Here is a 23,844-nt window from a genome sequence, read left to right as displayed (position 1 = left end):
AACACATCACGTTCGTTATTCTTGGGCGCGTCGCTGCACTCTTTGCTTCGCCCCAGGATGACGAAAGCGGCGGGCCATCAGCCCGGCGCCGCCAGCGCCTTCTCAACCTCGGGCAGCAGCAGCGTTTGTGCTGAGCCCGGCGTCAGCGGGCCGACGTGCTTGTAGGCGATCTTGCCGTCCTTGCCGATGACGAAGGTTTCCGGCACGCCGTAGACGCCCCAGTCGATTGCCGCGCGCCCCGCCGCGTCGACGCCGATCGCCTGGAACGGGTTGCCGAGATTGCCGAGGAACCGGCGGGCGTTTTCCGGCTGATCCTTGTAGTTGAGCGCGGCTAGGACGAAGCGCTTGTCCTGTGACAGTGCCAGCAGCACCGGATGTTCGTCGCGGCATGGCCCGCACCACGACGCGAAGACGTTGACCAGCGTGACCTTGCCGGCGAACTGACTGGAATCGAGCCCCGGCAAATTCATGCCCTCCAGCGCCGGCAGACTGGTCTGCGGCGCCGGCAGGCCGATCAGCGCCGATGGCACTTCCGAAGTGTCGCGGCCGGACAGCAGCTGCGTCAGGAACAATCCCGCCAGCCCAAGGAAAATCAGCAGCGGCAAAAGCACGATCAGGCGCCGCCCGCGCACCGGCGTCTCCGTTTCCATGCTCATGATTTCCCCGCCTTGTCGGAGCGTCGCCGCACGCCGGACGCTTCCAGCTCGGCGAGGTCCCTCTTTCGTGCACGCTGGTCGAACAGGATCCAGCCGATCAGCCCGGCCAACACCACGGCCGTGATGGCATAAGCAGCGGTCACATAGAGCGCATGCGCGCTCATAGGGGTCGCGCCTCCGGTGCAAAGCCTTTCAGCCGGACCATTTCGCTTCGTTGCAACATGCCTTCCCTTAACCTTGCGCCATCGGCTTCGCAATCGACAGCAGCGCCGCAGCCTTTGACGCCATCACGAACGATGGCCGGCCACATCAGTCCGTTCCATGGCGCAGCGCCAATGCTGCCGCAACCGGCCCCAGCACGGCAAGAAACAAGGTCAGCGCGGCAAGAATGAGGAAAGGCTGCAAAAACGGATCGGGGTTGGCCACCGCGCCATAGCTTGCCGAGACGCCGAAGATCAGCACCGGGATGGTCAGCGGCAGCACCAGCACCGAGATCAGCAGCCCGCCGCGCGGCAGTGCTACCGCTACCGCCGCACCGGCAGCGCCGATGAAGGTGATCGCCGGCGTGCCGACCAGAAGGGTCAGCGCCGTCGCGCCGATGCCGATCGGCTCCATATTCATGAACAGGCCGAGCAAGGGTGCCGCGATGACCAGCGGCAGCACGCTTCCTGCCCAATGCGCCAGGCATTTCGTCAGCACGGTCAGCGCCAGCATCTGCCGGTCGTCGCCGAGCACCAGCAGATCGAGCGAGCCGTCTTCCCGGTCGGCCTGGAACAATCGGTCGAGGCCGAGCAGGCAAGCCAGCAAGGCGCCGATCCACAGGATCGCCGGGCCGATGCGGGCAAGCAGATTGAGGTCCGGTCCGACGCCGAAGGGGATCGTGGCGATCACCGCGAGAAAGAAGATCACGCCGGTCAACGCCCCGCCGCCGGCCCGGATACTCAGGCTGATGTCGCGCAGGAAGAGGGCTAGCATCGTGTGAGATGCCTTTGCCCAGGCACCCCCCTCTGTCCTACCAACATCAATCGACTTCCCCCATCCTCAATTCTGTCGCTCCTTCAATTCCCAGCGGCAGATGCGTCGCCGCAATAATGATTCCGCCCTCCGAACAGTGCTCCCTCATCAGCTCGCCGAATCGCTCTTCCGAAGCCTTGTCCAGCCCGGCCGTCGGCTCGTCGAGCAGCCACAGCGGCCGGCGGCTGACCAGCAGTTTTGCGATCGCCGCGCGGCGCCGTTGCCCTGTGGAGAGATAGCCGAACGGCAGATGGCCGATACCATCAAGCCCGACCATTGCCAGCGCCTCTTCGGCGCTCAAAAAATCCGCGCCCGAAAAATCGCGCCAGAAGCGCAGATTTTCCGCCACGCTCAGCGCCGTCTTCATCGCGTTCTGGTGGCCGAGATAGTGGCAGGCTGAGGCGATCGACGGAAAATCCTCAGCCCCGCCTTCGATAAGCAAACGGCCTGCCGCCACCGGCAGCAACCCGGCGACCACCCTGAGCAGTGTCGATTTTCCCGCGCCGTTCGGCCCGGTGACGATCAGCGCCTGGCCTTTGCCAAGCGCAAAATTGAGGCCGGAAAAAACCGCCTCGCCGCCGCGTTCGCCGCCCAGATTTTCGGCGATCAGCCGCATTCCTTGCCCGTCCCGAAAACGCCGCTTCACGGCAGCTGCCGCATCGCACAAAATAGCCTTTCGACTGTCTAGAACTATTCCAGGAAATTCTCTATATGCGGGGCATCCGTGCCAGCGGTCGGCACGGGAAGCGAATTAGCGCCGAACCAGCGCACGCGCCGCCTTGAACGGCTCGGGTTGGCTGGGAACGGACAGCGGAAATGGCCGTACCCGCACCTTTGCGCGTGATTGCATGCCATCGGCGTCCGTTCCCTTTCAGGCTGAACAGACAAGGACGGATCGCACGTGTCAAAATCCCTCGATAGTTTCAATTGCCGCCGCACGCTGACCGCGGGCGGCACCGACTATGTCTATTACGACCTCGTCGAGGCCGAAAAGAACGGCCTCACCGGCATCGCCCAGTTGCCCTATTCGATGAAGGTGCTGCTGGAGAACCTGCTGCGCAACGAGGACGGCCGTTCCGTCACCAGGGAGAGCATCCAGGCGGTCGCCGGCTGGCTGACCGACAGGGGCACCGCCGGGGTGGAGATCGCCTATCGCCCGGCCCGCGTGCTGATGCAGGATTTCACCGGCGTTCCGGCCGTGGTCGACCTGGCCGCCATGCGCGATGCCATGGCCTCGCTCGGTGGCGACCCGCAAAAGATCAATCCGCTGGTGCCGGTCGACCTGGTCATCGACCACTCGGTCATCGTCGATGAGTTCGGCACGCCGCTGGCTTTCGCCCGAAATGTCGAGCTTGAGTACGAGCGCAACGAAGAACGCTACAAATTCCTGAAATGGGGCCAGCAGGCCTTCCGCAATTTCCGCGTCGTGCCGCCCGGCACCGGCATCTGCCACCAGGTCAATCTCGAATATCTCGGCCAGGTCGTGTGGACCAACACCGAAGGCGGCGAAACCACTGCCTATCCCGACACCTGCGTCGGCACTGATTCGCACACCACCATGATCAACGGCCTTGGCGTGCTTGGCTGGGGCGTCGGCGGCATCGAGGCCGAGGCCGCGATGCTTGGCCAGCCCGTCTCCATGCTGTTGCCCGAAGTCATCGGCTTCCGGCTCACCGGCAGGCTCAGGGAAGGCGTCACCGCCACCGATCTCGTGCTCACCGTCACCCAGATGCTGCGCAAGAAGGGCGTCGTCGGCAAATTCGTCGAATTCTTCGGTCCGGGTCTGTCCAACATGACGCTGGCCGACCGCGCCACCATCGGCAACATGGCGCCCGAATATGGCGCCACCTGCGGCTTCTTTCCGGTCGATGACGAAACCATCCGCTACCTCACCATGTCCGGCCGCGAGGAAAACCGCATCGCGCTGGTCGAGGCATACGCCAAGGCGCAAGGCATGTGGCGGGATACCGGCTCGGCCGACCCGGTCTTCACCGACCTGCTCGAGCTCGATCTCGGCAGTGTCGTGCCGTCGATGGCCGGCCCCAAGCGTCCGGAGGGCAGGGTCGCGCTTGAAGGCATTCCGGCCGGCTTTGTCAAGGCGATGGAAACCGAATACAAGAAGGCGGTTGAAATCGACAGGCGCTATGCCGTCGAGGGCACCGGCTACGACCTTGGCCATGGCGACGTCGTCATTGCCGCCATCACCTCCTGCACCAACACCTCGAACCCGAGCGTGCTGATCGGCGCCGGGCTTTTGGCGCGCAACGCCAACCGGCTCGGACTCAAGCAGAAGCCGTGGGTCAAGACATCGCTGGCGCCGGGCAGCCAGGTCGTCGCCGAATATCTGGAGAAATCCGGCCTGCAGAAGGAACTCGACCAGATCGGCTTCAACCTGGTCGGCTTCGGCTGCACCACCTGTATCGGCAATTCCGGCCCGTTGCCGGCGCCGATCTCCAGAACCATCAATGACAAAGGTTTGATCGCTGCCGCGGTGCTTTCCGGCAACCGCAATTTCGAAGGCCGCGTCTCACCCGACGTGCAGGCGAACTACCTCGCTTCGCCGCCGCTGGTCGTCGCCCACGCGCTGGCCGGGACCGTGACCAAGGACCTGACCACCGAACCGCTCGGCGAGGACCGCGACGGCAACCCGGTCTACCTCAGGGACATCTGGCCGAGCTCGGTCGAGATCCAGGAGTTCATCGAGAAGAACGTGACGCGCGAACTGTTCGCCCGCAAATACGCCGACGTCTTCAAGGGCGACGAATACTGGCAGAACGTCAAGGCGCCGGAAGGCCAGACCTATGCCTGGGACAGCAATTCGACCTATGTGCAGAACCCGCCCTATTTCGCTGGCATGACATCGGGATTCGGCACAATCGGCGACATCAAGGGCGCCCGCGTGCTCGGGCTGTTCGGCGACAAGATCACCACCGACCACATCTCACCGGCCGGCTCGATCAAGGCGGCCTCGCCGGCCGGCAAGTACCTCATCGATCATGGCGTCGGCGTTGCCGACTTCAATCAATACGGCACGCGGCGCGGCAATCACGAGGTGATGATGCGCGGCACCTTCGCCAATATCCGCATCCGTAACCACATGCTGGGCGAGAACGGTCGCGAGGGCGGCTACACGATCCACTATCCGTCGAAGGAAGAGAAATCGATCTACGACGCCGCCATGGAGTACAAGAAGGAAGGCTTGCCGCTGGTCATCTTCGCCGGTGTCGAATACGGCAACGGCTCGTCGCGCGACTGGGCGGCCAAAGGCACCAACCTGTTGGGTGTTCGCGCCGTCATCGCTCAGTCGTTCGAGCGCATCCACCGCTCGAATCTGGTCGGCATGGGGGTCATCCCGTTCGTCTTCGAGGAAGGCACCTCATGGGCCTCGCTCAACCTCAAGGGCGACGAGCTGGTCGAAATCGACGGACTGAGCGCCATCAAGCCGCGTCAGAAGATGATCGCGAAGATCACTTATGGCGACGGCACGGTGAAGAACATTCCGATAATCTGCCGCATCGATACGCTGGACGAGCTCGACTACTTCAAGAACGGCGGCATCCTGCAATATGTGCTGCGCGATCTAGCCGCATAATGTGAAGGGAGTAGGGCAGTAGGGCAGTAAGGCAGTAGGGAAGACAATAGCTACTGCCCTACTGCCCTACTGCCCTACTGCCCTACCTTGCCGAACCGCGCCGCCGCCGCCAGCAGCACGCCGAGCATCAGCCCGTTGAGGATGTGCCACAGGAAATGCGTGCCGAGCGGGAAGCTGCCGCAGACCAGCGGATCGATCGTCCTGAAGATGACCGACACGACGAAGATCGCTGAGCCTGCCAGATTGTACCAGCCGGCGCGGTTGCCGCTCGCCGCCACCCAGGCGCCGAAGAAGGCGAGCGCCAGGAAGGGCGGCAGATAGCCGGTCGTGCCGTTCGATGCCTGGCGCAGCCAGTCCGGCACGGCCCAGGTCAACAACCCGGTGACGGCATAGAAGGCGAAGAAGATGGCGATCGCCTTGCCCCATTTCATGCCGAGGAAACGGCGCAGGTTGAACAGCGTGTAGGCCAGCGTGAACCCGGCGATCGGCAGGACGTCGGCCCAGACCGTGACATGGTTGGCAAAGGTGTGGAACAGCGCCGAGCCGATGCCGATCGCCATCACCCACCAGGCCAGCATTTCGGCGTAGATGCCTGTGCCACGCCGGCGCACCTCTCGGACACCCCACAGCCCGGCAACAAGAAAAGCCATATTGGTCAGTGCGTTGACCGGCTCGGCCCAGAACTCCGGCCCGCCCCGCTCGCAGTACAGGTCGACCGGCGTCACGAGAGTTTGCCACATGCTGATTGTTGCCCGAATCGGTTTCTATCTTGAAGTGTAGCCCGTCCTGTTGCGCCCTTGCAGCTGGTTGCAGCGCAAAGTTTCACCGCAACGTGACTTCCCGTTGACTGCCGCTTCTGCCACATATTTTGCCAATCAGAACAAAGCCGGCCATCACCGGCGGGAGTCGAAACGGCCATGACACCTCGAAGACCATTGCGGCTTGCGGCATTTGCGCTGGCCCTCTCGGTGCTTGCCGGCGCTGGCCTCGCCGGAAATGCGCTTGCCGGCGGGGCCGACCGGTCACGGACAGATAAATCCTTGGCCGGCCAGCCGTTGGGCGTGGTCGAGCTCTTCACCAGCCAGGGCTGCAGTTCCTGCCTGCCGGCCGATGCGTTTTTCGCCGAGCTTGCCGCCAAGGAGAACATCGTCGCGCTCGCCTATCACGTCGACTACTGGGATTATCTCGGTTGGAAGGACACGCTGAGCCGCAAGGAGAACACCGAGCGGCAGTATGAGTATATGCGTGCCTTCGGCAGCCGCTCGGTCTATACGCCGCAGGCCGTCATCAATGGCCGCAGCCATGTCAACGGCGCCCGCCGCGAGGAAGTCGACGGCGCGCTCGCCCGCATGGAAACATCCGGCGAAGGCATGCGGGTCAGCATCAACGTCAGCCGGACCAGCGACCGCGTCATCATCGACGCCGGCGATGCCGGGAGCGGCCCCAGCGATGCCCATGTCGTCATCGTCTATTTCGACCCGCCGCAGACGATCAAGATCGGCAAGGGCGAAAACACCGGCCGCAGCATGACTTATTGGAACGCCGTCTCCGGCATCCAGACCGCCGGCATGTGGCAGGGCAAGGCGCAGCGCTACGAATTGCCGATGAGCGTGATTGCCAAGAAAGGCGGCTGCGCCGTGCTGCTGCAGTCCGTGGGCAAGGACGGCCTGCCGGGTCCCATCCTGGGCGCCGCCTTGATCCACAAGCCTTAAGCGGGAACCTCTCCTTCTCCCCTTGAGGGGCCCGAAGGGGCGGGCGAGGCCTTCGGACCCCACAAGGGAGAAGGGAAGGCCGCGCGCATTCACTCGGCCAATAAAAAACCGACGTCAGCTTGCTTCTGACGCCGGTCATTTAGGTTTTGGGATCGTCGCACTCGATTTTTCCCATGGAAAAACCGAGGTTGGTTCGATCCGACGCAGACCCGTGGGCGGGGGGCTTGGGGTTTACGAGCCAGTGCCGGACCGAACCGTCTCAGGCAACACCCGTAAATTCGTCGGAGATTGGGGCATTAGCGCGGATAAAACAAGGCAGAATTGTGGCGAGGCATCACCAATTCCAACGGGCGTTTTTATAAATGTGACTGGACACCGCGGAAACGGTGCGCCGCCCGCCTTTGCCCAGCTGGGCTTGCAATTCCATGGCGAAAGCGCCAACTTTGATGAGTGTAAGATTCATTCGAAGGGATCGAGGCATGACTGATCACGGCAGTGGGACGGAGGATGGGGACGCATCCGCAATACTGATCCCGCTGCATGAGGCAAGACGTGAACGCCTCGACCAGCCGGTGCGGTTCGACCGGCGTGAATTGGACCAGATCCTGAGGCTTTACAGGCGCATGGTCGCCGCCAATGAATGGCGAGACTACGCCATCGACCATCTCACCGACCGCGCCGTCTTTTCCGTCTTCCGTCGCACCAGCGAGGTGCCGCTGTTCCAGATCGTCAAGGATCCGAAGCTGGCGCGCCGGCAAGGCGCTTTCGCCGTCATTGCCGCTGGCGGCCGCATCCTCAAGCGCGGCCAGGAACTTGGCCGCGTCCTTGGCGTCTTCGACCGCACGCTGAAACTGGTCGAGGCCTAATTACTTGTTTTGCTGGCGGAATCTCCGTTCCGGCAGTGAGTTGGGATCGGGCGGAACCAGAGACCAACCATTGATCGGCAGTTGCATGAACACTGTGTCGAGCCAGCGTCCGTGCTTGTAGCCGGAGCCTTCCAGACGGCCCGAATGGCGAAAGCCGAGCTTTTCATGCAGCCGGACCGAGGCACTGTCCGGCCGACCGTCGCCGATCACCGCGATGATCTGGCGGAAGCCCGCCGCCTCGGCCGCCTCGATCAGCCCTTGCATCAACTTCAGCCCGATGCCATGGCCCTTTGCCTCGGGCGAGACATAGACAGAATCTTCGACGATGAACCGGTACGCAGGCCGCGCCCGGAACGGGCCGGCATAGGCATAGCCGAGCACGATGCCGTCTTTTTCCGCCACCAGATAGGGAAAGCCGCCCGCTATCAAACTGTCGAAGCGCTCGCCCATCTCGGCACGATCAGGCGGCTCCAGTTCGTAGCTCGCCGTGCCGTGGGTCACCGCATCGGCATAGATGTCGGTGATCCGATCGAGATCGGCCGGTGTCGCGCCGCGTATCGTGATGCTGCTCATAATTTATGCAAGCCGTTCATCTGCCTTCTATCACAGCAAAGGCCGGCATAAAAGGAAGGGCGGCCGTTGGGCCGCCCTTTCCAAATTCGCTGGTCCACAGACTCAGGGACCGCTTTTAACGGCGATCGCCCATGAACTGCAGCAGGAACATGAACAGGTTGATGAAGTCAAGATAGAGCCTCAGAGCGCCCATGATCGCCTTGCGGCCGGCGACATCGGTCTCGTCGCCCTCGAAATACATCTCCTTGATGTTCTGCGTGTCGTAGGCGGTCAGCCCTGCGAAGATCAGTACGCCGATCGCCGAAACGGCGAAGGTAAGCGCCGACGACTGCAGGAAGATGTTGATCACACTGGCGATGATCAGACCGACCAGGCCCATGATCAGGAACGAACCGAGCGCGGAAAGATCGCGCTTGGTTGTGTAGCCGTAGAGCGACAGTCCGCCAAAGGCGGCGGCGGTGGCGAAGAAGGTCTGCGAGATGCTGGCGGTGGTGTAGACCAGGAAGATCGACGACAGCGACAGGCCGACGAGGCCGGCATAGACCCAGAACGTCGTCTGCGCGGCCGAAACGCTCATCGACTGGACGCGGAACGACAGGAACAGCACCGCTGCCAGCGGGGCAAAGATCACCAGCCATTTCAGCGGCGAGCCGAAGATCGCGTAGCCGAAGGATGTCAGCATATCGCCGTTGGGCAGCGTAGCGACCGCCGAAGCCGGATCGGTGGTGGTGGCCAGCATGATCGTTCCGACCGCGGCGAGGCCGGTGATGAGGAGGCCAAGCCCCATCAGATTGTAGACCTTGATCATATAAGCGCGCAGGCCCTGGTCGATAGCAGCATCGACGCCGACGCCGGGCACGGCACGCGTCTGATAATTGCGAACGGGTTCAGCCATGGAAATCCTCATATTGCTTCTGCCCCGTCCGGTGTCCGGTCGGTTTGGACCGAGGCGCCGCTGGCGGGGCTCCAGCATGCCTGCCGCGGAATATGATGGTTATTGGCGTCAAGAACAAGACCGTAACCGGACGTAATGCTTCGTGAAGTAGCAAAAATCCGGATTTATCGGCGTTAAGAAGCCCAACATTAACAAGATTTAACCGAATCCGGTCGCCTTGAGCTTGCAGTTCCCTCGCAGATCAGAGATTGCGCAGCACCGGCGCCGCCTTGTGGCCCAGCACCCGCCAGGTGCCGGCGAGGCCGATGCCGACCGTGACCAGCAAAGCAAAGACGATGGTTGCCACCGCCACATCGGGCATGAAATGCGACGGCAGCGTCATGACGCGCGCGACAACGAACCACGCCGCAATCCCGCCTGCCGCCAGCGCGAAGATCGCGGTGGCGAGGCCGATCAGCATGTATTCCAGTGAAAACGCCGCGATCAGCGTCTTCCTGGTGGCGCCCAGCGTCTTGAGCACCACCGCATCGTGGATGCGGGCGCGGTTGCCGGCCGCCAACGCGCCGGCCAGCACCAGCACCGAGGCGATCAGCGCCACGCCGGCCGCGGCCCTGATCGCGGTGCCGAGTTGCGCCACCAGCCGGTTGACGATGTCAAGCGCGTCCTTGACCCTGACTGTCGTCACCGCGGGAAAGGCACGGGTGACGGCGTTGAGAAGCCGGGCATCGTCGGCCGGCGACGCGCCCTTTTCGGTCAGCGTCGCCAGCCAGCTATGCGGCGCGCCGGCAAATGTGCTGGGCGAGAACACCATGACGAAATTGATGCCCATCGTCTCCCACTCGACCTGGCGGAAATTGGCGATCTTCGCCGTCACGTTGCGGCCAAGCACGTTGACGGTGACGGTATCGCCGAGTTTCAGCCCGATCTCTTTGCCTTCCTCGGCCGAAAACGACACCAGCGGCTCGCCGGCATAGTTGTCCGGCCACCATGTGCCTTCGGTCAGCGTCGCATTCGCAGGAATTCTGGCCTGGTAGGTCAGCCCGCGATCGCCGCGCAGCACCCAGGCCCCTTCCGCAGGTACCTTGACCTTGTCGACGTCGACGCCGTTCAGTGCCATCACCCGGCCGCGTAGCATCGGCACCTTGACCAGCGTGCCTTGCGGCGCCTCCCTGCCGACCAGCGCCGAGAACGCATCGACATCGCTGCTTTGGATGTCTACGAAGAAGAAGTTCGGCGCCCGTTCCGGCAGGCTGCCGGAAATCTGCCGCCTGAGATTGCCGTCGATCAGCGCCAGCGTCACCAGAAGCGTCAGCCCCAGTCCCAGCGACAGCACCACCGACGGCGTCAAGGCGCCCGGCCGATGGATGTTGCCGATGGCGAGCCTGAGCACCGTCGAGCCAACGCGCGGGCTCCTTTTGGCGGCCCACTGCACCAGCGCGCCGACAAGGCGCAGCACCAAAAAAGCAAAAATGGTGGCGCCGACGAAGATCGAGGCGATGTAGCGGTCGCCGGAAAACAGAATGGCCAGCGCCGCCAGCAGCAGCGCAATGCCGAGCGCCGCCGCCGTGTAGAGCGGACGCGGAAAACCGCGGCCCTCAAAACCCATTTCACGAAACAGCGCCGTCGCCGGCACGTCGCGCGCACGGCCGAGCGGCAGCAAGGCGAAAGCCAGCGTCACCAGCAGTCCGAACAGCGCCGCCATGCCGAGCGCGCCGGGATAGAATCCGCCCTCCGCCGGCACCGGAATGATCGACTGGAGCGCCGCGCTCGCCGCGAACGGCATCAGCGCGCCTAGCACGACGCCGAGCGTGATGCCAAGCGCGGCGATCATCAGGATCTGCACGAGGTAGACGGCAAACACGAAACCGCCCGAAGCCCCCAGGCTCTTGAAGGTGGCGATGACGCCGCGCTTGCCGTCGAGATAGGCGCGCACCGCATTGGCCACGCCGACGCCGCCGACCACCAGCGCCGTCAGCCCGACCAGCGTCAGGAACTGCGAAAACCGTTCGATATTGGACGACAACGCCGGTGCTGCATTGCTGCGCGTGCGGATCGACCAGCCGGACTCGGGAAAATCCTCCGCCGCCTGATCCTGAATGGCTTTTATGCGCGCCTCGCCGGTGCCGCCGGGCAGGCGGACCTTGTAGGCGTTCTCGACCAGGCTGCCGGGCTGGATCAAACCGGAAGCGGCAAGCCCGTCCGTCGAGATCATCAGCCGCGGCGCAAAGCCGAAGCCGTCGGATACCGCGTCCGGCTCGTTGACGAGCCGGGCGCGCAGTTCGAAGGTGGCGCTGCCCAGCTTCAGCCGGTCACCGATCCGAAGGTCCAACCGCTCGAACAAAAGGTCGGGTGCGGCGGCGCCGAAAACACCAGATTTTTCGCCGAACAATTCCTGCTTCGACAGCACCGGTTCGGTCTCCAGCGCGCCATAGAGCGGATAAGCGCCGTCGACCGCCTTGGCTTCGACCAGCGCCTGGTCGGAGCCGTCCTCGAGCCGCGCCATCGAGCGCATGTTGGCGCTGTGCGAGACCGTGCCCAGCCCGTCAAGAAAGACCTGCTCGGCCTGCGTCGCGGCGCGCTGATTGAGCTGAAAACGAAGATCGCCGCCGAGCAGCGACTGGCCTTCGTTGGCGACACCGGCGGTAATCGCCCGGGCCACCGAATTGACGCCGCCGATCGCCGCGACGCCAAGCGCAATGCAGGCAAGGAAGATCAGGAAGCCGGACAGCCCGCCGCGCATCTCGCGCAGCGAGAAACGGAAGGCGAGCTTCAGCGTGCGCGACCAGGCAACCCCCTCATCTGGCCGCTTCGCGGCCACCTTCTCCCCGAGGGGAGAAGAGGTCGCCAACATCGGCGCCAGCCTCTTCCCCCCGGCGGGGAGAAGGTGGCCCGAAGGGCCGGATGAGGGGGTCTTGTCGGTCATTGCGCTACGCCGTCACTTTAAACAATGGTGCATCCTCGATCCGGCCCGACCGCATCGACACCTGCCGGGAGCAGCGTGCGGCGAGCGCCGGATCGTGGGTGACCAGCACCAGCGTCATGCCGCGCTCGGCCGCTTTGGCGAACAGAAGATCGGCAACCTGCCGTCCCGTTGCCTGGTCTAGATTGCCGGTCGGCTCGTCGGCGATCAGGATGCGCGGCGAAGGCGCCAGTGCCCGGGCGATCGCCACACGCTGCTGTTCGCCGCCGGACAATTCGCCGGGATAGTGAGTGACGCGGTCGCTCAAGCCCACCGCCTCCAGTTCCCTCGCCGCCACCCCGAACGGATCGGCATGGCCGGCAAGTTCCAGCGGCACTGCGACATTTTCGAGCGCCGTCATGTTGGGAATGAGGTGGAAAGACTGGAAGACGATGCCAATGTTTCGCCCGCGAAACGACGCGATCTGGTCTTCGCTCTTGCCGTTCAGCAATTCGCCGGCGATTCGTACCATACCCGAATCGACCCTTTCCAAGCCGGCCAAAACCATCAGCAGCGTCGACTTTCCCGAGCCCGACGGCCCGACGATGCCGGTCGCCTCGCCACTTGCCACGTCTAGGCTGACGCCTTTCAGCACATGGACGGAAGACGCTCCTTCGCCGAGCGTCAGCGATACATTTTTCAGCGCGATGACGGCTTCTGTCAAAATAAAATCGTCCTATATGGGAAAGGGAGGCCAGAATTCCGCCTACCGCCAGTATAATGTTCCCGGTCATATGGGGCCCTGCCGCATGGCTTTCAAACACCGACTTGCCGCAGCCTTCGTCCTTTTCCTCGGAATTTGCGGCGCCATTTCTTCGGCGCGCGCCGAGCCGTTCAGGATCGTCGGCTTCGGCGACAGCCTGATGGCGGGCTTTGGCCTCGGACCGCACGAAGGCTTCACCCAAAAACTCCAGGCAGCACTTCGCGCCAAGGGCCACGATGTGACCGTTGCCAACGCCGGTGTATCCGGCGATACGTCGAGTGGCGGCCTGTCGCGGCTCGACTGGTCGGTGCCGGACGGTACGCAGCTTGTCATACTCGAACTCGGTGCCAACGACATGCTGCGCGGCGTTTCTCCCGATATCACGCAAAAAAATCTGGACGCCATGCTGGCGAAGCTGAAGCAGCGCAACATCGCCGTGCTGCTGGCCGGCATGCGCGCCGCACCCAATCTGGGCGCCGATTACCAGAAAGGCTTTGACGCGATCTTCCCGATGCTGGCGGAAAAATACGGCGTCCCGCTCTATCCGTTCTTTCTCGACGGCGTCGCCGGCGAACCAGCTTTGCAACTTGAGGACGGCCTGCACCCGAATGCCAAGGGCATCGACCGCATGGTCGAGCGCATATTGCCGGATGTCGAGAAAGCCATTGCCGTGGTTAAGGGCAACTCTTGAAGGGACCGGATTTCGATGAGGCTACGCGTTCCCCGCACGATTTGATTTTAGGCCAGGTGCGACCAACAAACCGCTTGCCCCGCTCGATTTTCGATGATTCGCTAGGGACAAGAGTTCGATTCGAGGACAGGAGGCTTACCATGCCGCGTCTTTTCACCGCCCTCGAAATACCGCGTGATGCCGCCCTTTCGCTGTCCCTGCTCCGGGGCGGCCTGCCCGGGGCCCGCTGGATCGACGTCGAGAACTACCATCTGACGCTGCGCTTCATTGGCGATGTCGAGGGCCATGTCGCCGACGAGATCGCCAACGCGCTCGACCGTGTGCACCGGCCATCCTTTGCGCTGACGCTGTCCGGCGTCGGCGCCTTCGGCCAGAAGAAACCGCACGCGGTGTGGGCCGGCGTTTCCGCCTCGCCCGATCTTGCGGCACTGCAAGCCGAGATCGAGCGCATCTGCCAGCGCCTCGGCATCCCCGCCGACCCGCGCAAATTCATGCCGCATGTGACGCTGGCCAGGTTGCGCAATTCGAGCCCGCTCGATGTCGCCCAGTATCTCTCGGCGCGCGGCAATTTTTCGACGCTGCCCTTCCGTGTCGGCCGCTTCGTCCTGATGTCGTCGCGCGATTCGGTCGGCGGCGGCCCCTACGTCGTCGAGGAGGCTTGGCCGCTGTCGGGCACTGATGCCCGTGCCTCGAGCCGCGTCGCCAGCGCCTCCGACGCTTCGCGGATCATGCGGTAGACTGAGGCAAACGCCTCCGGCCCCTGGTGATAGGGGTCCGGCACGTCGCCCACCCTTCCCTGCGCGAACTCGAGGAACAGATGGACCCGGTCGCGCACGGCGGCAGGCACCAGCGCTATAAGATCCCGGAGATTCGATCGGTCCATGGCGAGAATGAGGTCGAAACGCGAAAAATCGTCCGGCGTCAGCTTGCGCGCCGTCTGTCCAGAAATATCGACGCCGTGCCGCTCTGCGATTGAGATCGAGCGCGGGTCGGGTGCCGAACCGGCTTCCCAGTCGCTGGTCCCGGCCGAATCGAGCAGGATATCCCGATCGAGGCCACGCTCTGCCAGCACGGCGCGCAACACGCCTTCGGCCAGTGGTGAGCGGCAGATATTGCCGAGACAGATGAAAAGAATGGATTTTATCGGCTTTGCGCTCATCGATCCGGCACTATGCTGAAGACTGCAAACGAGATAGCACGGGAAATGACCATGGCGAGAGAGAAACTGAGCAGGGAGGCGGCCGCCGAGGCGGTGGCCGGGCTCGACGGCTGGTCGCTGGCCGAGGATGGCGGCTCGATCGCGCGCAGCTTCAGCTTCAGGAATTTTTCCGAAGCCTTCGCCTTCATGACCCGCGTCGCCCTGGCGGCGGAGAAGATCGATCATCACCCCGACTGGTCGAACGTCTACAAGACCGTGAACGTGACGCTGAACACCCATGATGCCGGCGGCCTGACCGCGCTCGACTTCGAACTGGCCACGACGATGAACCGCTATTTCGGTCAGGTCGTCGGAGATCTGTCGACGCCGTAGCCCCGATTTTCAGGCCGGGGAACGGCCGAGCTCTTGTAGTGGACTGGCGCTTTCACCACATTTTCCGCTGGCAGGCGCGCGTGGAACGCCACGCGCAGCCTCATTAGGAGAGACTGATGGCGCAAAAATCAGGTTTTGATTTCTTCGGCTCTGGCGGCAAGCCGGGCGACGAGGTGGAAGTGCGCGAGAAATTCTGGCGCACGGCCAAGCGGGCTGCCCGGCAGATCCCTTTCATGGAGGAGCTGGTCGCCGCCTACTACTGCGCCATGGACAAGAACACGCCGCTGCGCGCCAAGGGCATCCTGGTGGCGGCGCTCGGCTATTTCGTGCTGCCGGCTGACGTCATCCCCGACTTCATCTTCGGATTGGGCTTTACCGACGACATCGCCGTGCTGACCGCCGCGATCACCACCGTCAAAGCCCACATCACATCAGCGCATCGGCTCGCCGCCAAACAGGCGATTGCCGACAACGGCTGAGCCGGCGATAAGGCAGAAAAGTCAAACTCTTGCCGCTTTCGTGGCATCCAAGTCGCGAAAGGGACGTTGCAACTGCCGCTTTTCGAGCGACGGGCGCAAGGATGGCGGCGGTTTCCTGGGGTGAATGTCCTTCCTGAGGGAAGAAGTTCACCGTTTGGTAACCCAGATTAAATCAAAATGAAGCGACGGGCAGGACGCCGAGCCGGCCTGCCCCCGCACCATATATGGGAAAAGCGATGCGCGGATTGATTGCTACAATTTCGAGCCTGGCACTGGTGGCCATGACAGCGCCGGCTCTGGCGCAGTCGGCGACCAAGATCGGCCAGCACAATGCCTGGGGCACCTACAGCTACCAGGCGTCGGGCGGCAAGGTTTGCTATGTGTTGACCGTGCCGACCGACAAGCAGCCGCCGACGCTTGACCATGGCGACATGTTCTTCTTCGTCAGCCAGCGGCCGGGACAGCAAGTGTCTTACGAGCCGCAATTCATCGCCGGCTACAATTTCCAGGAAAACTCCAAAGCCACCGTCACCATCGACGGCAAGAGCTTTTCGATGTTCACCCGCGGCAAGTCGGCCTGGGTCGAAAACGCCGCCGAGGAGCCGGTGCTGATCGCCGCGATGAAGTCAGGCAGCGACATGAAGGTGCAGGCGAAGTCCGGCCGTGGCAACACCACGACCTATGTCTTTTCGCTGAAAGGCATTTCGGCGGCGCTGTCGTCCATCGCCAGGTGCAACTAGCCAAAGCCGGGTTTGAGTGAGGGCCGGGCCGTGCCTGGCGCGGCCCTCCCTTCTTCTTGTGGGAGAAGGTAAAGATCGCCCCTGCATGACTCCGCCGTCAAGCTGTGCTATGCGCCGCGCTTCATTTCGGGCACGATGCTGTAATCGGCCGTAAATCGCTTATATTGGCGCAACGATGACCCTCTCATTCGACCTTACCACTGAAGGCGCCCGTGACGCGTTGCGCGCCCGCGCCACGCCGGCCGAAAAACCGTCGCTGATCGGCCTGACCCGGGCCGAGCTTGGCGCTGCCCTGGTTGCATCAGGCATCGTGCCGGAGCGCCAGGCCAGGATGCGCGCCCAGCAGCTCTGGCACTGGATGTATGTGCGCGGCGTCTCCGACTTTGCCGGCATGTTCAACATCTCCAAGGACCTGCGCGCCGAGCTCGACAAGCATTTCACCGTCGCCAGGCCCGAGATCGTCGAGGAGCAGATTTCCTCCGATGGCACGCGCAAATGGCTGTTTCGCTTTCCGCCGCGCGGCGCCGGCCGGCCGGTCGAGATCGAGACCGTCTACATTCCCGAAGAAGGCCGCGGCACGCTGTGCATCTCGTCGCAGGTCGGCTGCACGCTGACCTGCTCCTTCTGCCACACCGGCACGCAGAAGCTGGTGCGCAACCTGACCGCAGAGGAAATCCTCGCCCAGCTTCTGACCGCCCGCGACCGGCTCGGCGATTTCCCCGACCGCGACACGCCGGACGGCGCCATCGTGCCGGCCGAGGGCCGGAAAGTGTCCAACGTCGTCATGATGGGCATGGGCGAACCGCTCTACAATTTCGAGGCGGTGAAGAAAGCGCTGCTGATCGCGTCCGACGGCGACGGGCTTTCCCTGTCGAAAAGACGCATCACGCTGTCGACGTCCGGCGTCGTGCCGGAGATCTTCCGCACCGGCGAGGAGATCGGCGTCATGCTGGCGATCTCGCTGCACGCCACCAGTGACGATCTGCGCGACCTTTTGGTGCCGATCAACAAGAAGTACCCGTTGAAAGAACTGATCGCCGCCTGCCGCGCCTATCCCGGCCTGTCGAACGCCCGCCGCATCACCTTCGAATATGTGATGCTGAAGGACGTCAACGATTCGATCGAGGACGCCAAGGGGCTGATCAAGCTGCTCAAGGGCATTCCGGCCAAGATCAATCTGATACCGTTCAATCCGTGGCCGGGCACCAACTACCAGTGCTCGGACTGGGAGACGATCGAGAAATTCGCCGACTACATCAACAATGCCGGCTATGCCTCGCCGATCCGCACGCCGCGCGGCCGCGACATCCTCGCCGCCTGCGGCCAGCTCAAGTCGGAGTCCGAGCGCATGCGCAAGGTCGACCGGCTCGCCCTGGAAGCGATGATGATCGCGGGGCACGGGGAGGCGTGAACCGCCTTGTCGCCTATCTCATCCGCTTCGCCGTCATCCTGATCGGTTATGGCGTCGCCGCGCTGGCGGCCAGCGCCTTCCTCAACATCATGTTCCTGGCCTCTCACGGGCTGATGACGGACGAGACGCAGCCGGCAGCGCAGGCCTCGCTGTGGTTTTCAATCCCCTTCGTTGCACTGTTCGTCGCCTATTTCGCCTTTATGCCGGCAGCGGTGGCGATTCTCGTCTCGGAAATCCTCGGACGGCGCGACTGGCTGTTCTATGCGTTGGCGGGCGCAGTGGTCGCGGCGGTATTCCTCGGCTTCGCCCACCAGACCGCCGACGCCAATTTCGAGATCACCGATCCGCGCGTCGTCGCTGCGGTGATCGGCAGCGGCATGGTCGGCGGCATTTTTTACTGGCTGAGCGCCGGGCGCTCGGCCGGAAGCTGGCGCCAAGCCGGAAGCTCCGCGCCTACTTTGCCTGGGCGGTCAGGATCTTGAGCGCAAACGCCGAAAACACCCCGGCGAACAGATAGTCGACGGCGCGCGTTACCCGCGGGCTGGCTTTCATCGCGGTCGAGAACTTTTCTGCCGCAAAGACCATCGGCGCTGTTACCGGGATCGACAAAACGACGAACATCGCGCCGAGGAAGAACAGCTTTCCAGGCGCGTTGGGATCATGGGCTGAGACGAACTGCGGCAGGAAGGTCATGAAGAACAGGATGATCTTCGGGTTGAGCAGATTGACGCCGAGCCCCGCCGCCCAGGCGCGAAACAGCGAAATCTCCGGCCCGCTCTTCTTCTCGGGTGAAAAGGCCGATCCCTTGGTGATCGCTTGCCAGGCCAGGAAGACGAGATAGCCGGCGCCGAACATCTTGAGCGCAAGAAAAGCCGCCGGCGAGGCGACGATCAGCGCCGAGATCCCGACCACCACCAGCGTGGTGTGGATCAGCGTGCCGCACAGCGCGCCGGCCATCGAGGCAAAGCCGGTGGCGCGGCCATGGCTCAGCGTGCGCGACACGAACAGCGTCATGTCGGGCCCCGGCGTGATCGCCAGGATCACGGTGGCGATGGCGAACTGGATCAGCGTGGTGGTGTCGGGAATGAAGGACATCTGCGGCCCCTGGATAAGGTAAGGCGCAGCCTATACCGCAAGCGTCTTCTCTGCACCAGCGACTGGCCGGCACAAGGGCTGATCCAGTATGCCAGCAGCGACCAAGGGACCGTTCATCACTTGCGCAGCCCGGAAGGCCCGTGATACCTCGCCCGCGAAGAACCCTGTCGCGGAACAGCCAAATGTCGAAAGCAAAAGCCGTCAAGAAGGTCGTGCTCGCCTATTCCGGCGGCCTTGACACCTCCATCATCCTGAAATGGCTGCAGACCGAGCTTGGCGCCGAGGTGGTCACCTTCACCGCCGATCTCGGCCAGGGCGGCGAGTTGGAGCCGGCGCGGCGCAAGGCCGAGATGATGGGCATCAAGGACATCCGCATCATGGATGTCCGCGAGGAGTTTGTTTCCGACTTCGTCTTCCCGATGTTTCGCGCCAATGCCGTCTATGAAGGCACCTATTTGCTCGGCACCTCGATCGCCCGCCCGCTGATTTCCAAGCACCTGGTCGAGATCGCAAAAGAAACCGGCGCCGATGCGATTGCGCATGGCGCCACCGGCAAAGGCAACGATCAGGTCCGTTTCGAGCTTTCGGCCTATGCGCTCAATCCCGACATCAAGGTCATCGCGCCATGGCGCGATTGGTCGTTCAAGTCGCGCACCGACCTGATCAACTTCGCCGAGCAGCACCAGATCCCGGTGCCGAAGGACAAGAAGGGCGACGCGCCGTTTTCGGTCGACGCCAATCTGCTGCATTCGTCTTCCGAAGGCAAAGTGCTGGAAGACCCATGGAGCGAGCCGCCGGAATTCGTCCACCAGCGCACCATCTCGCCAATGGACGCGCCGGACAAGGTCACCGAGATCGAAATCGAATTCCTGAAGGGTGATCCGATCGCGCTCGATGGCAAGAAACTGTCGCCGGCGACGATGCTGGCGGCGCTCAACGATCTCGGCCGCGACAACGGCATCGGCCGGCTCGACCTTGTCGAGAACCGTTTCGTCGGCATGAAATCGCGCGGCGTCTACGAGACCCCCGGCGGCACCATCCTGATATCAGCCCACCGGGCGATCGAATCGATCACGCTGGACCGCGGTGCTGCCCACCTCAAGGACGAAATCATGCCGCGCTACGCCGAGCTGATCTACAACGGCTTCTGGTTCGCGCCCGAGCGGCTGATGCTGCAGGCGATGATCGACAACAGCCAGGAAGATGTCGAAGGCACGGTGCGGCTGAAACTTTACAAGGGCAACGTCATCGTCACTGGCCGCAAGTCGAAGAAGACGCTCTATTCCGACGCGCTGGTCACCTTCGAGGACGATCGCGGCGCCTACGACCAGAAGGACGCCGAAGGCTTTATCCGCCTCAACGCGCTGAGGTTGCGGACGCTGGCGGCGCGTAATCGAAAAAGCTAGCCAGAATAGGATATGTAGAACCAGACCGAGGCGGGTTCTTCATTTGAACCATCTAATATACCACTATCAAAGACTAGACCAATCGCTTCTTGCTTGACCTTTGGGCAATCTTGTCCAACTGCTTTTCTCAACGGGGCGGAGACTTTCCTGATGAGATTGCTCTTTTTGATATTGCCTGCAATGATCGTTGCGTTGGCAGGCTGCCAGACCGGACAAGACGCTGTGAAGCAGGACCCCAAGGCAGCGCTCGACCGATGCCTTAGCAGGGTCGCCGCATGGGGCATTACGGCCAAACATGAGGTCGCCGCTTTCATGGGTGTTTTCCAAGAACGCATGCCGGCCCTGTTCTGCCGGCGCCTGCGCGATGCGGCGGCCAGCGGACGAATTACCTTGTCCGATATAAGCAGCCTCCAGCTCAACCAATCCACTGAGGTCTGGAAGGTCATCAAGGGCAAGTGACAGGTCAGGCTGCGGCCAATCTCCCCCTGAGGGAGATGTCGGGGCAGGACAGAGGGGCTGTCCCTTCAACGTTCAACGGTTTGCGCTGTCGATCCACCCCGCCTGGCCCATAGCCGGAAGGCACCTCTTCAGCTCAATATCGCCTGAAGCATATCCGAGGGAATCATGCGAAAACTGATCTCCACCGGCTCGCCCTTCGAGAAGGCCGCCGGTTATTCGCGTGCCGTGGTACAGGGCGACTGGTGTTTCGTTTCCGGAACGACCGGCTACGACTATGCGACCATGGCGATGCCGGAGACGGTCGAGGCGCAGACGCGCAATTGCCTGGCGACGATTGCCAAGGCGTTGCAGGATGGCGGCTTCGAGATGGCCGATGTGGTGCGGGCGCATTACTACATCACCGACGCGGCTTTCGTCGACATCGTCTTTCCGATCCTCGGCGAGGCTTTTGGCGGCATCAGGCCGGCGGCGACGATGATCGTCTGTCAGCTCAACAAGCCGGAAATGAAGATCGAGATCGAAGTGACGGCACTCAAGCGCTGAGCTCGACGGCGGTGCAGGAGCTTGCGCGACCTTGTCGAGGCGCGTTCATCGACAAGGATGCAAAGGCTTGCGCATAGCCCACTTGGCGTTTAGCAAGGCCGCGGCTCACGACAGCGCCGCGCGTCCTTTGACCGCGAAAAGGGACGCTGTAGAATTTTGTTTCTGCGCATGATGCTTTGCGAAATCGATTCCGATTTCATGCGCCACAGTTAGGATGGTTCCGGATGGCTTCGAAAAATCTTCTCCTGCTCGCCGGCGACGGCATCGGCCCCGAGGCAATGGCCGAGGTGAAGAAGCTGATCGCCGCCATGAACGTCAAGCTCGGCAGTGGTTTTATCACCGATGAGGGGCTGGTCGGCGGCTGCGCCTATAACGCGCATGGCGCGGCGATTTCCGATGCCGATATGGCCAAGGCGATGGCCGCCGACGCGGTGCTGTTCGGCGCCGTCGGCGGGCCGAAATGGGATGCGGTGCCGTATGAGGTGCGCCCGGAGGCCGGACTGCTGCGGCTGCGCAAGGACATGGAGCTGTTCGCCAATCTCAGGCCGGCCATCTGCTATCCGGCGCTGGCGGCGTCCTCCTCGCTCAAGCAGGAGGTGGTCGAGGGGCTCGACATTCTGATCGTGCGCGAGCTCACCGGCGGCGTCTATTTCGGCGAGCCGAAGCAGATCATCGATCTTGGCAACGGCCAGAAGCGCGGCATCGACACCCAGGTCTACGACACGTTCGAGATCGAGCGCATCTCGGGCGTCGCCTTCGAGCTGGCACGCACGCGCAAGAACCACGTCACCTCGATGGAAAAGCGCAATGTGATGAAGTCGGGCGTGCTGTGGAACGAGGTCGTCGCGCAGACGCACAAGGCCAGATATGCCGACGTCAAGCTCGATCACATGCTGGCCGACGCCGGCGGCATGCAGCTGGTGCGCTGGCCGAAACAATTCGACGTCATCGTCACCGACAATCTGTTCGGCGACATGCTGTCCGACATCGCCGCCATGCTGACCGGCTCGATCGGCATGCTGCCGTCGGCGTCGCTCGGCGCGCCGGATGCCAAGACGAAGAAGCGCAAGGCGCTTTACGAGCCGGTGCACGGTTCGGCGCCCGACATCGCCGGCAAGGGCATCGCCAACCCGATCGCCATGATCGCCTCCTTCGCCATGTGCATGCGCTATTCCTTCGGCATGGTGGCCGAGGCCGACCGCCTGGAAAGCGCCATCGCCGCCGTGCTCGACCAGGGCTTGCGCACCAGGGACATTTTCTCGGTGGGCAAGACCGAGGTCGGCACCGCTGAGATGGGCGACGCGATCATCGCCAAGTTCCTAGGCTGACAGACATATGGGCGAGGTACAACGCGCCATCGAAAGGGATGTTCTTGGCGAGCACAAACGCCAGGCGGACTTTCGCGGCGACCAGCATCTCGCATCGCTGCTGCAGCTGGTTTGCGAACGACATTCAGCCGTGAGAGGCAAGCTCTATCTGATCAGCAGCGTTTCTGAGCAGAGCGAGATGCTTCTCTCGATCTGGCTTTGGCCGGATGAGGTTGTTGACTACGAAATTGCCTATGACGGATCGAAATTTGAAATTGTTGGAACACGCGCAATCGCGGCCCACAAGAAAGCCCTTCGTGGTCGTGCTCTGAAAGACTTCCAGCTCGTTGAGCGAGTCGCCTTGAGCGAGCAGCCTTGGCAGACTAGCTCAGGTCAGGACTAACTGGTCTTCACCCCCGCCGGCACCGGGCCCCACTGGTTTTCACGGGCCTGCGTCGGGATCAGCGCGAAGGCCAGGATGATCAGCCAGCCGATGGTTGGGATGAGCACCGCCAGAAAAAGCCAGCCGGTCAGGCCGATGTCGTGCAGGCGACGCACGTTCAGTCCGATCCAAGGCGGGATTGTCGCCAGCGCAAACGTGCCGCAAAGACCGACCGTCACTGCCGGCAATTCGTCAAGATGGCCCGTGGCGTCGTCGATGAAGAGGCCGACGCCGCCGACCACGATCAGCGCGATCGTCCAGAACAGGCAATAGCCCCAATATTCCTTGCGGCGGGCGCGGCCGGAGAAATTGAAGTAATTGTCAGTCAGGCCCCGCCGGAAGTAGCTCCAAAGATCGGTGGCGGGAGCATTTTCAGCGAAACGGCCGAAACGTTGCGGCGCCACGGGCGCATTGCCGGCTTGAGTCGGGGCGGCGGTTGCGACAGGCGGACTGGCAGCCTGGGCACGGATCGAAATAACGTCGCGTGCCCGCCCGCCAGCCGGCTGGAACTCGATGGCCGTGCCCCTGCCTATCGTCGCCTCTCGGCGCAGATCCTCTCGCACGAAAGTGTAGCGGTTGCCATCGGCTCCGGTGATGAAACCGAAGCCTTGGTCCTCGTCATAGTGAAGAACTTCGCCGCGCATGTCCTGCCCCTCGTCCCGCTGGCAAGACTGTTCAAAGTTGCGGTAGACCGCAAGGGTGTGAGTGTGCGAAACGCAGATGCTAGCGGCAGGCAGCCTATCTATGTCTTCGGTCGAGTAGAGGCGATG

Annotated in this window: 27 protein-coding genes; 15 read left to right on the top strand and 12 right to left on the bottom strand. The window is 62.9% G+C overall.

The features are described from left to right. Positions 1 to 77 precede the first annotated feature (77 nt). The 4 genes from NMG80_RS04335 to ccmA all read right to left on the bottom strand — a co-directional run bounded on the left by NMG80_RS04335 (position 78) and on the right by ccmA (position 2,286). Positions 78 to 656 carry a DsbE family thiol:disulfide interchange protein gene (locus NMG80_RS04335; protein ID WP_254016993.1) on the bottom strand — a complete coding sequence of 193 codons (579 nt, stop codon included), beginning with the start codon at positions 654 to 656 and terminating at the stop codon, positions 78 to 80. Continuing rightward, complete coding sequence (gene ccmD, locus NMG80_RS04330) at positions 653 to 820, bottom strand: heme exporter protein CcmD (RefSeq protein WP_254016992.1); 168 nt, start codon at positions 818 to 820, stop codon at positions 653 to 655. The genes NMG80_RS04335 and ccmD overlap by 4 nt, the downstream gene beginning before the upstream one ends. Positions 821 to 965: 145 nt before the next feature. Beyond that, the gene (gene ccmB / locus NMG80_RS04325; RefSeq protein WP_254016991.1) at positions 966 to 1,631 is read right to left on the bottom strand and encodes a heme exporter protein CcmB; all 666 of its coding nucleotides are present in this window, start codon (positions 1,629 to 1,631) and stop codon (positions 966 to 968) included. A 46-nt stretch (positions 1,632 to 1,677) separates the two neighbouring features. Next, positions 1,678 to 2,286, bottom strand: a complete 609-nt coding sequence (ccmA, locus tag NMG80_RS04320) for a heme ABC exporter ATP-binding protein CcmA (RefSeq protein ID WP_254016990.1) — start codon at positions 2,284 to 2,286, stop codon at positions 1,678 to 1,680. A gap of 285 nt (positions 2,287 to 2,571) precedes the next feature. On the opposite strand from ccmA, the gene acnA reads away from it, so the two are divergent. Continuing rightward, the gene (gene acnA / locus NMG80_RS04315; protein ID WP_254016989.1) at positions 2,572 to 5,262 is read left to right on the top strand and encodes an aconitate hydratase AcnA; all 2,691 of its coding nucleotides are present in this window, start codon (positions 2,572 to 2,574) and stop codon (positions 5,260 to 5,262) included. A 74-nt stretch (positions 5,263 to 5,336) separates the two neighbouring features. Here the strand turns inward: acnA and NMG80_RS04310 are convergent, their stop codons facing one another. Further along, the gene (locus tag NMG80_RS04310) at positions 5,337 to 6,002 is read right to left on the bottom strand and encodes a ceramidase domain-containing protein (protein ID WP_254016988.1); all 666 of its coding nucleotides are present in this window, start codon (positions 6,000 to 6,002) and stop codon (positions 5,337 to 5,339) included. A gap of 177 nt (positions 6,003 to 6,179) precedes the next feature. On the opposite strand from NMG80_RS04310, the gene NMG80_RS04305 reads away from it, so the two are divergent. Both NMG80_RS04305 and NMG80_RS04300 read left to right on the top strand, forming a co-directional pair. Continuing rightward, entirely contained in the window at positions 6,180 to 6,974 is a 795-nt protein-coding gene (locus tag NMG80_RS04305; RefSeq protein ID WP_254016987.1) for a DUF1223 domain-containing protein, read from the top strand. 479 nt (positions 6,975 to 7,453) lie between these two features. After that, on the top strand, positions 7,454 to 7,840 hold the full coding sequence (locus NMG80_RS04300) for a DUF2794 domain-containing protein (RefSeq protein WP_254016986.1): 387 nt from the start codon (positions 7,454 to 7,456) through the stop codon (positions 7,838 to 7,840). Here the strand turns inward: NMG80_RS04300 and NMG80_RS04295 are convergent, their stop codons facing one another. The 4 genes from NMG80_RS04295 to NMG80_RS04280 all read right to left on the bottom strand — a co-directional run bounded on the left by NMG80_RS04295 (position 7,841) and on the right by NMG80_RS04280 (position 12,931). Further along, positions 7,841 to 8,413: a GNAT family N-acetyltransferase gene (locus tag NMG80_RS04295; protein ID WP_254016985.1), complete on the bottom strand. Its 573-nt coding sequence runs from the start codon at positions 8,411 to 8,413 to the stop codon at positions 7,841 to 7,843. It abuts the gene before it with no gap. 115 nt (positions 8,414 to 8,528) lie between these two features. Continuing rightward, the gene (locus tag NMG80_RS04290) at positions 8,529 to 9,308 is read right to left on the bottom strand and encodes a Bax inhibitor-1/YccA family protein (protein WP_254016984.1); all 780 of its coding nucleotides are present in this window, start codon (positions 9,306 to 9,308) and stop codon (positions 8,529 to 8,531) included. 241 nt (positions 9,309 to 9,549) lie between these two features. Continuing rightward, on the bottom strand, positions 9,550 to 12,048 hold the full coding sequence (locus tag NMG80_RS04285; RefSeq protein ID WP_254017020.1) for an ABC transporter permease: 2,499 nt from the start codon (positions 12,046 to 12,048) through the stop codon (positions 9,550 to 9,552). Positions 12,049 to 12,235: 187 nt separating this feature from the next. Next, on the bottom strand, positions 12,236 to 12,931 hold the full coding sequence (locus NMG80_RS04280; protein ID WP_254016983.1) for an ABC transporter ATP-binding protein: 696 nt from the start codon (positions 12,929 to 12,931) through the stop codon (positions 12,236 to 12,238). An 85-nt stretch (positions 12,932 to 13,016) separates the two neighbouring features. Here NMG80_RS04280 and NMG80_RS04275 point away from each other — a divergent pair, with 85 nt between their 5' ends. Both NMG80_RS04275 and thpR read left to right on the top strand, forming a co-directional pair. Further along, a complete protein-coding gene (locus NMG80_RS04275) occupies positions 13,017 to 13,661 on the top strand; it encodes an arylesterase (protein WP_254016982.1) in 645 nt (214 codons plus the stop codon). A 140-nt stretch (positions 13,662 to 13,801) separates the two neighbouring features. Beyond that, complete coding sequence (gene thpR, locus NMG80_RS04270) at positions 13,802 to 14,398, top strand: RNA 2',3'-cyclic phosphodiesterase (protein ID WP_254016981.1); 597 nt, start codon at positions 13,802 to 13,804, stop codon at positions 14,396 to 14,398. Here thpR and NMG80_RS04265 read toward each other — a convergent pair. Next, the gene (locus tag NMG80_RS04265; protein WP_254016980.1) at positions 14,302 to 14,820 is read right to left on the bottom strand and encodes a low molecular weight protein-tyrosine-phosphatase; all 519 of its coding nucleotides are present in this window, start codon (positions 14,818 to 14,820) and stop codon (positions 14,302 to 14,304) included. The genes thpR and NMG80_RS04265 overlap by 97 nt on opposite strands. 51 nt (positions 14,821 to 14,871) lie before the next feature. On the opposite strand from NMG80_RS04265, the gene NMG80_RS04260 reads away from it, so the two are divergent. The 5 genes from NMG80_RS04260 to NMG80_RS04240 all read left to right on the top strand — a co-directional run bounded on the left by NMG80_RS04260 (position 14,872) and on the right by NMG80_RS04240 (position 18,304). Beyond that, positions 14,872 to 15,192, top strand: a complete 321-nt coding sequence (locus tag NMG80_RS04260) for a 4a-hydroxytetrahydrobiopterin dehydratase (RefSeq protein WP_254016979.1) — start codon at positions 14,872 to 14,874, stop codon at positions 15,190 to 15,192. Between the two features lie 116 nt (positions 15,193 to 15,308). Further along, the gene (locus NMG80_RS04255) at positions 15,309 to 15,671 is read left to right on the top strand and encodes a YkvA family protein (protein ID WP_254016978.1); all 363 of its coding nucleotides are present in this window, start codon (positions 15,309 to 15,311) and stop codon (positions 15,669 to 15,671) included. Positions 15,672 to 15,907: 236 nt separating this feature from the next. Then, complete coding sequence (locus tag NMG80_RS04250; protein ID WP_202365316.1) at positions 15,908 to 16,411, top strand: invasion associated locus B family protein; 504 nt, start codon at positions 15,908 to 15,910, stop codon at positions 16,409 to 16,411. Positions 16,412 to 16,586: 175 nt separating this feature from the next. After that, complete coding sequence (gene rlmN / locus NMG80_RS04245) at positions 16,587 to 17,822, top strand: dual-specificity RNA methyltransferase RlmN (protein WP_254016977.1); 1,236 nt, start codon at positions 16,587 to 16,589, stop codon at positions 17,820 to 17,822. Further along, positions 17,819 to 18,304, top strand: a complete 486-nt coding sequence (locus NMG80_RS04240) for a hypothetical protein (RefSeq protein WP_254016976.1) — start codon at positions 17,819 to 17,821, stop codon at positions 18,302 to 18,304. The genes rlmN and NMG80_RS04240 overlap by 4 nt, the downstream gene beginning before the upstream one ends. Here the strand turns inward: NMG80_RS04240 and NMG80_RS04235 are convergent. Then, positions 18,276 to 18,917 (bottom strand): LysE family translocator, encoded by a 642-nt coding sequence (locus tag NMG80_RS04235; protein ID WP_254016975.1) that lies wholly within the window; start codon positions 18,915 to 18,917, stop codon positions 18,276 to 18,278. The two genes, NMG80_RS04240 and NMG80_RS04235, sit on opposite strands and share 29 nt — an antisense overlap. Before the next feature lie 182 nt (positions 18,918 to 19,099). Here NMG80_RS04235 and NMG80_RS04230 point away from each other — a divergent pair, with 182 nt between their 5' ends. From NMG80_RS04230 to NMG80_RS04210, 5 genes are all read left to right on the top strand, one after another. Next, positions 19,100 to 20,323: an argininosuccinate synthase gene (locus NMG80_RS04230; RefSeq protein ID WP_254016974.1), complete on the top strand. Its 1,224-nt coding sequence runs from the start codon at positions 19,100 to 19,102 to the stop codon at positions 20,321 to 20,323. 222 nt (positions 20,324 to 20,545) lie between these two features. Beyond that, the gene (locus NMG80_RS04225; protein WP_254016973.1) at positions 20,546 to 20,782 is read left to right on the top strand and encodes a hypothetical protein; all 237 of its coding nucleotides are present in this window, start codon (positions 20,546 to 20,548) and stop codon (positions 20,780 to 20,782) included. A 165-nt stretch (positions 20,783 to 20,947) separates the two neighbouring features. Next, positions 20,948 to 21,325: a RidA family protein gene (locus NMG80_RS04220; protein WP_254016972.1), complete on the top strand. Its 378-nt coding sequence runs from the start codon at positions 20,948 to 20,950 to the stop codon at positions 21,323 to 21,325. A gap of 224 nt (positions 21,326 to 21,549) precedes the next feature. Continuing rightward, complete coding sequence (gene leuB, locus NMG80_RS04215) at positions 21,550 to 22,653, top strand: 3-isopropylmalate dehydrogenase (RefSeq protein WP_254016971.1); 1,104 nt, start codon at positions 21,550 to 21,552, stop codon at positions 22,651 to 22,653. 7 nt (positions 22,654 to 22,660) lie between these two features. Next, positions 22,661 to 23,035, top strand: coding sequence for a hypothetical protein (locus tag NMG80_RS04210; protein WP_254016970.1), 375 nt, complete (start codon positions 22,661 to 22,663; stop codon positions 23,033 to 23,035). Here NMG80_RS04210 and NMG80_RS04205 read toward each other — a convergent pair. After that, the coding region (locus NMG80_RS04205; protein ID WP_367185919.1) for a DUF805 domain-containing protein at positions 23,032 to 23,844 on the bottom strand (813 nt) is incomplete at its 5' end. The two genes, NMG80_RS04210 and NMG80_RS04205, sit on opposite strands and share 4 nt — an antisense overlap.

This window comes from Mesorhizobium escarrei, assembly GCF_935825525.1.
In the GTDB taxonomy this organism is placed as follows: Bacteria; Pseudomonadota; Alphaproteobacteria; order Rhizobiales; family Rhizobiaceae; genus Mesorhizobium; species Mesorhizobium escarrei.
This window is presented reverse-complemented; position numbering and strand designations above follow the sequence as displayed.

Excerpts from the sequence above, each read along its gene's own strand:
- NMG80_RS04285 (WP_254017020.1), bottom strand. The coding sequence starts at position 12,048 with ATGCGCGGCGGGCTGTCCGGCTTCCTGATCTTCCTTGCCTGCATTGCG.
- NMG80_RS04275 (WP_254016982.1), top strand. The coding sequence starts at position 13,017 with ATGGCTTTCAAACACCGACTTGCCGCAGCCTTCGTCCTTTTCCTCGGA.
- NMG80_RS04220 (WP_254016972.1), top strand. The coding sequence starts at position 20,948 with ATGCGAAAACTGATCTCCACCGGCTCGCCCTTCGAGAAGGCCGCCGGT.
- NMG80_RS04255 (WP_254016978.1), top strand. The coding sequence starts at position 15,309 with ATGGCGCAAAAATCAGGTTTTGATTTCTTCGGCTCTGGCGGCAAGCCG.
- NMG80_RS04295 (WP_254016985.1), bottom strand. The coding sequence starts at position 8,413 with ATGAGCAGCATCACGATACGCGGCGCGACACCGGCCGATCTCGATCGG.
- NMG80_RS04290 (WP_254016984.1), bottom strand. The coding sequence starts at position 9,308 with ATGGCTGAACCCGTTCGCAATTATCAGACGCGTGCCGTGCCCGGCGTC.
- NMG80_RS04250 (WP_202365316.1), top strand. The coding sequence starts at position 15,908 with ATGCGCGGATTGATTGCTACAATTTCGAGCCTGGCACTGGTGGCCATG.
- rlmN (WP_254016977.1), top strand. The coding sequence starts at position 16,587 with ATGACCCTCTCATTCGACCTTACCACTGAAGGCGCCCGTGACGCGTTG.
- ccmB (WP_254016991.1), bottom strand. The coding sequence starts at position 1,631 with ATGCTAGCCCTCTTCCTGCGCGACATCAGCCTGAGTATCCGGGCCGGC.
- leuB (WP_254016971.1), top strand. The coding sequence starts at position 21,550 with ATGGCTTCGAAAAATCTTCTCCTGCTCGCCGGCGACGGCATCGGCCCC.
- NMG80_RS04335 (WP_254016993.1), bottom strand. The coding sequence starts at position 656 with ATGAGCATGGAAACGGAGACGCCGGTGCGCGGGCGGCGCCTGATCGTG.
- NMG80_RS04210 (WP_254016970.1), top strand. The coding sequence starts at position 22,661 with ATGGGCGAGGTACAACGCGCCATCGAAAGGGATGTTCTTGGCGAGCAC.
- ccmA (WP_254016990.1), bottom strand. The coding sequence starts at position 2,286 with ATGCGGCTGATCGCCGAAAATCTGGGCGGCGAACGCGGCGGCGAGGCG.
- NMG80_RS04300 (WP_254016986.1), top strand. The coding sequence starts at position 7,454 with ATGACTGATCACGGCAGTGGGACGGAGGATGGGGACGCATCCGCAATA.
- NMG80_RS04265 (WP_254016980.1), bottom strand. The coding sequence starts at position 14,820 with ATGAGCGCAAAGCCGATAAAATCCATTCTTTTCATCTGTCTCGGCAAT.
- ccmD (WP_254016992.1), bottom strand. The coding sequence starts at position 820 with ATGAGCGCGCATGCGCTCTATGTGACCGCTGCTTATGCCATCACGGCC.
- NMG80_RS04310 (WP_254016988.1), bottom strand. The coding sequence starts at position 6,002 with ATGTGGCAAACTCTCGTGACGCCGGTCGACCTGTACTGCGAGCGGGGC.
- NMG80_RS04260 (WP_254016979.1), top strand. The coding sequence starts at position 14,872 with ATGGCGAGAGAGAAACTGAGCAGGGAGGCGGCCGCCGAGGCGGTGGCC.
- NMG80_RS04230 (WP_254016974.1), top strand. The coding sequence starts at position 19,100 with ATGTCGAAAGCAAAAGCCGTCAAGAAGGTCGTGCTCGCCTATTCCGGC.
- thpR (WP_254016981.1), top strand. The coding sequence starts at position 13,802 with ATGCCGCGTCTTTTCACCGCCCTCGAAATACCGCGTGATGCCGCCCTT.
- NMG80_RS04235 (WP_254016975.1), bottom strand. The coding sequence starts at position 18,917 with ATGTCCTTCATTCCCGACACCACCACGCTGATCCAGTTCGCCATCGCC.
- NMG80_RS04305 (WP_254016987.1), top strand. The coding sequence starts at position 6,180 with ATGACACCTCGAAGACCATTGCGGCTTGCGGCATTTGCGCTGGCCCTC.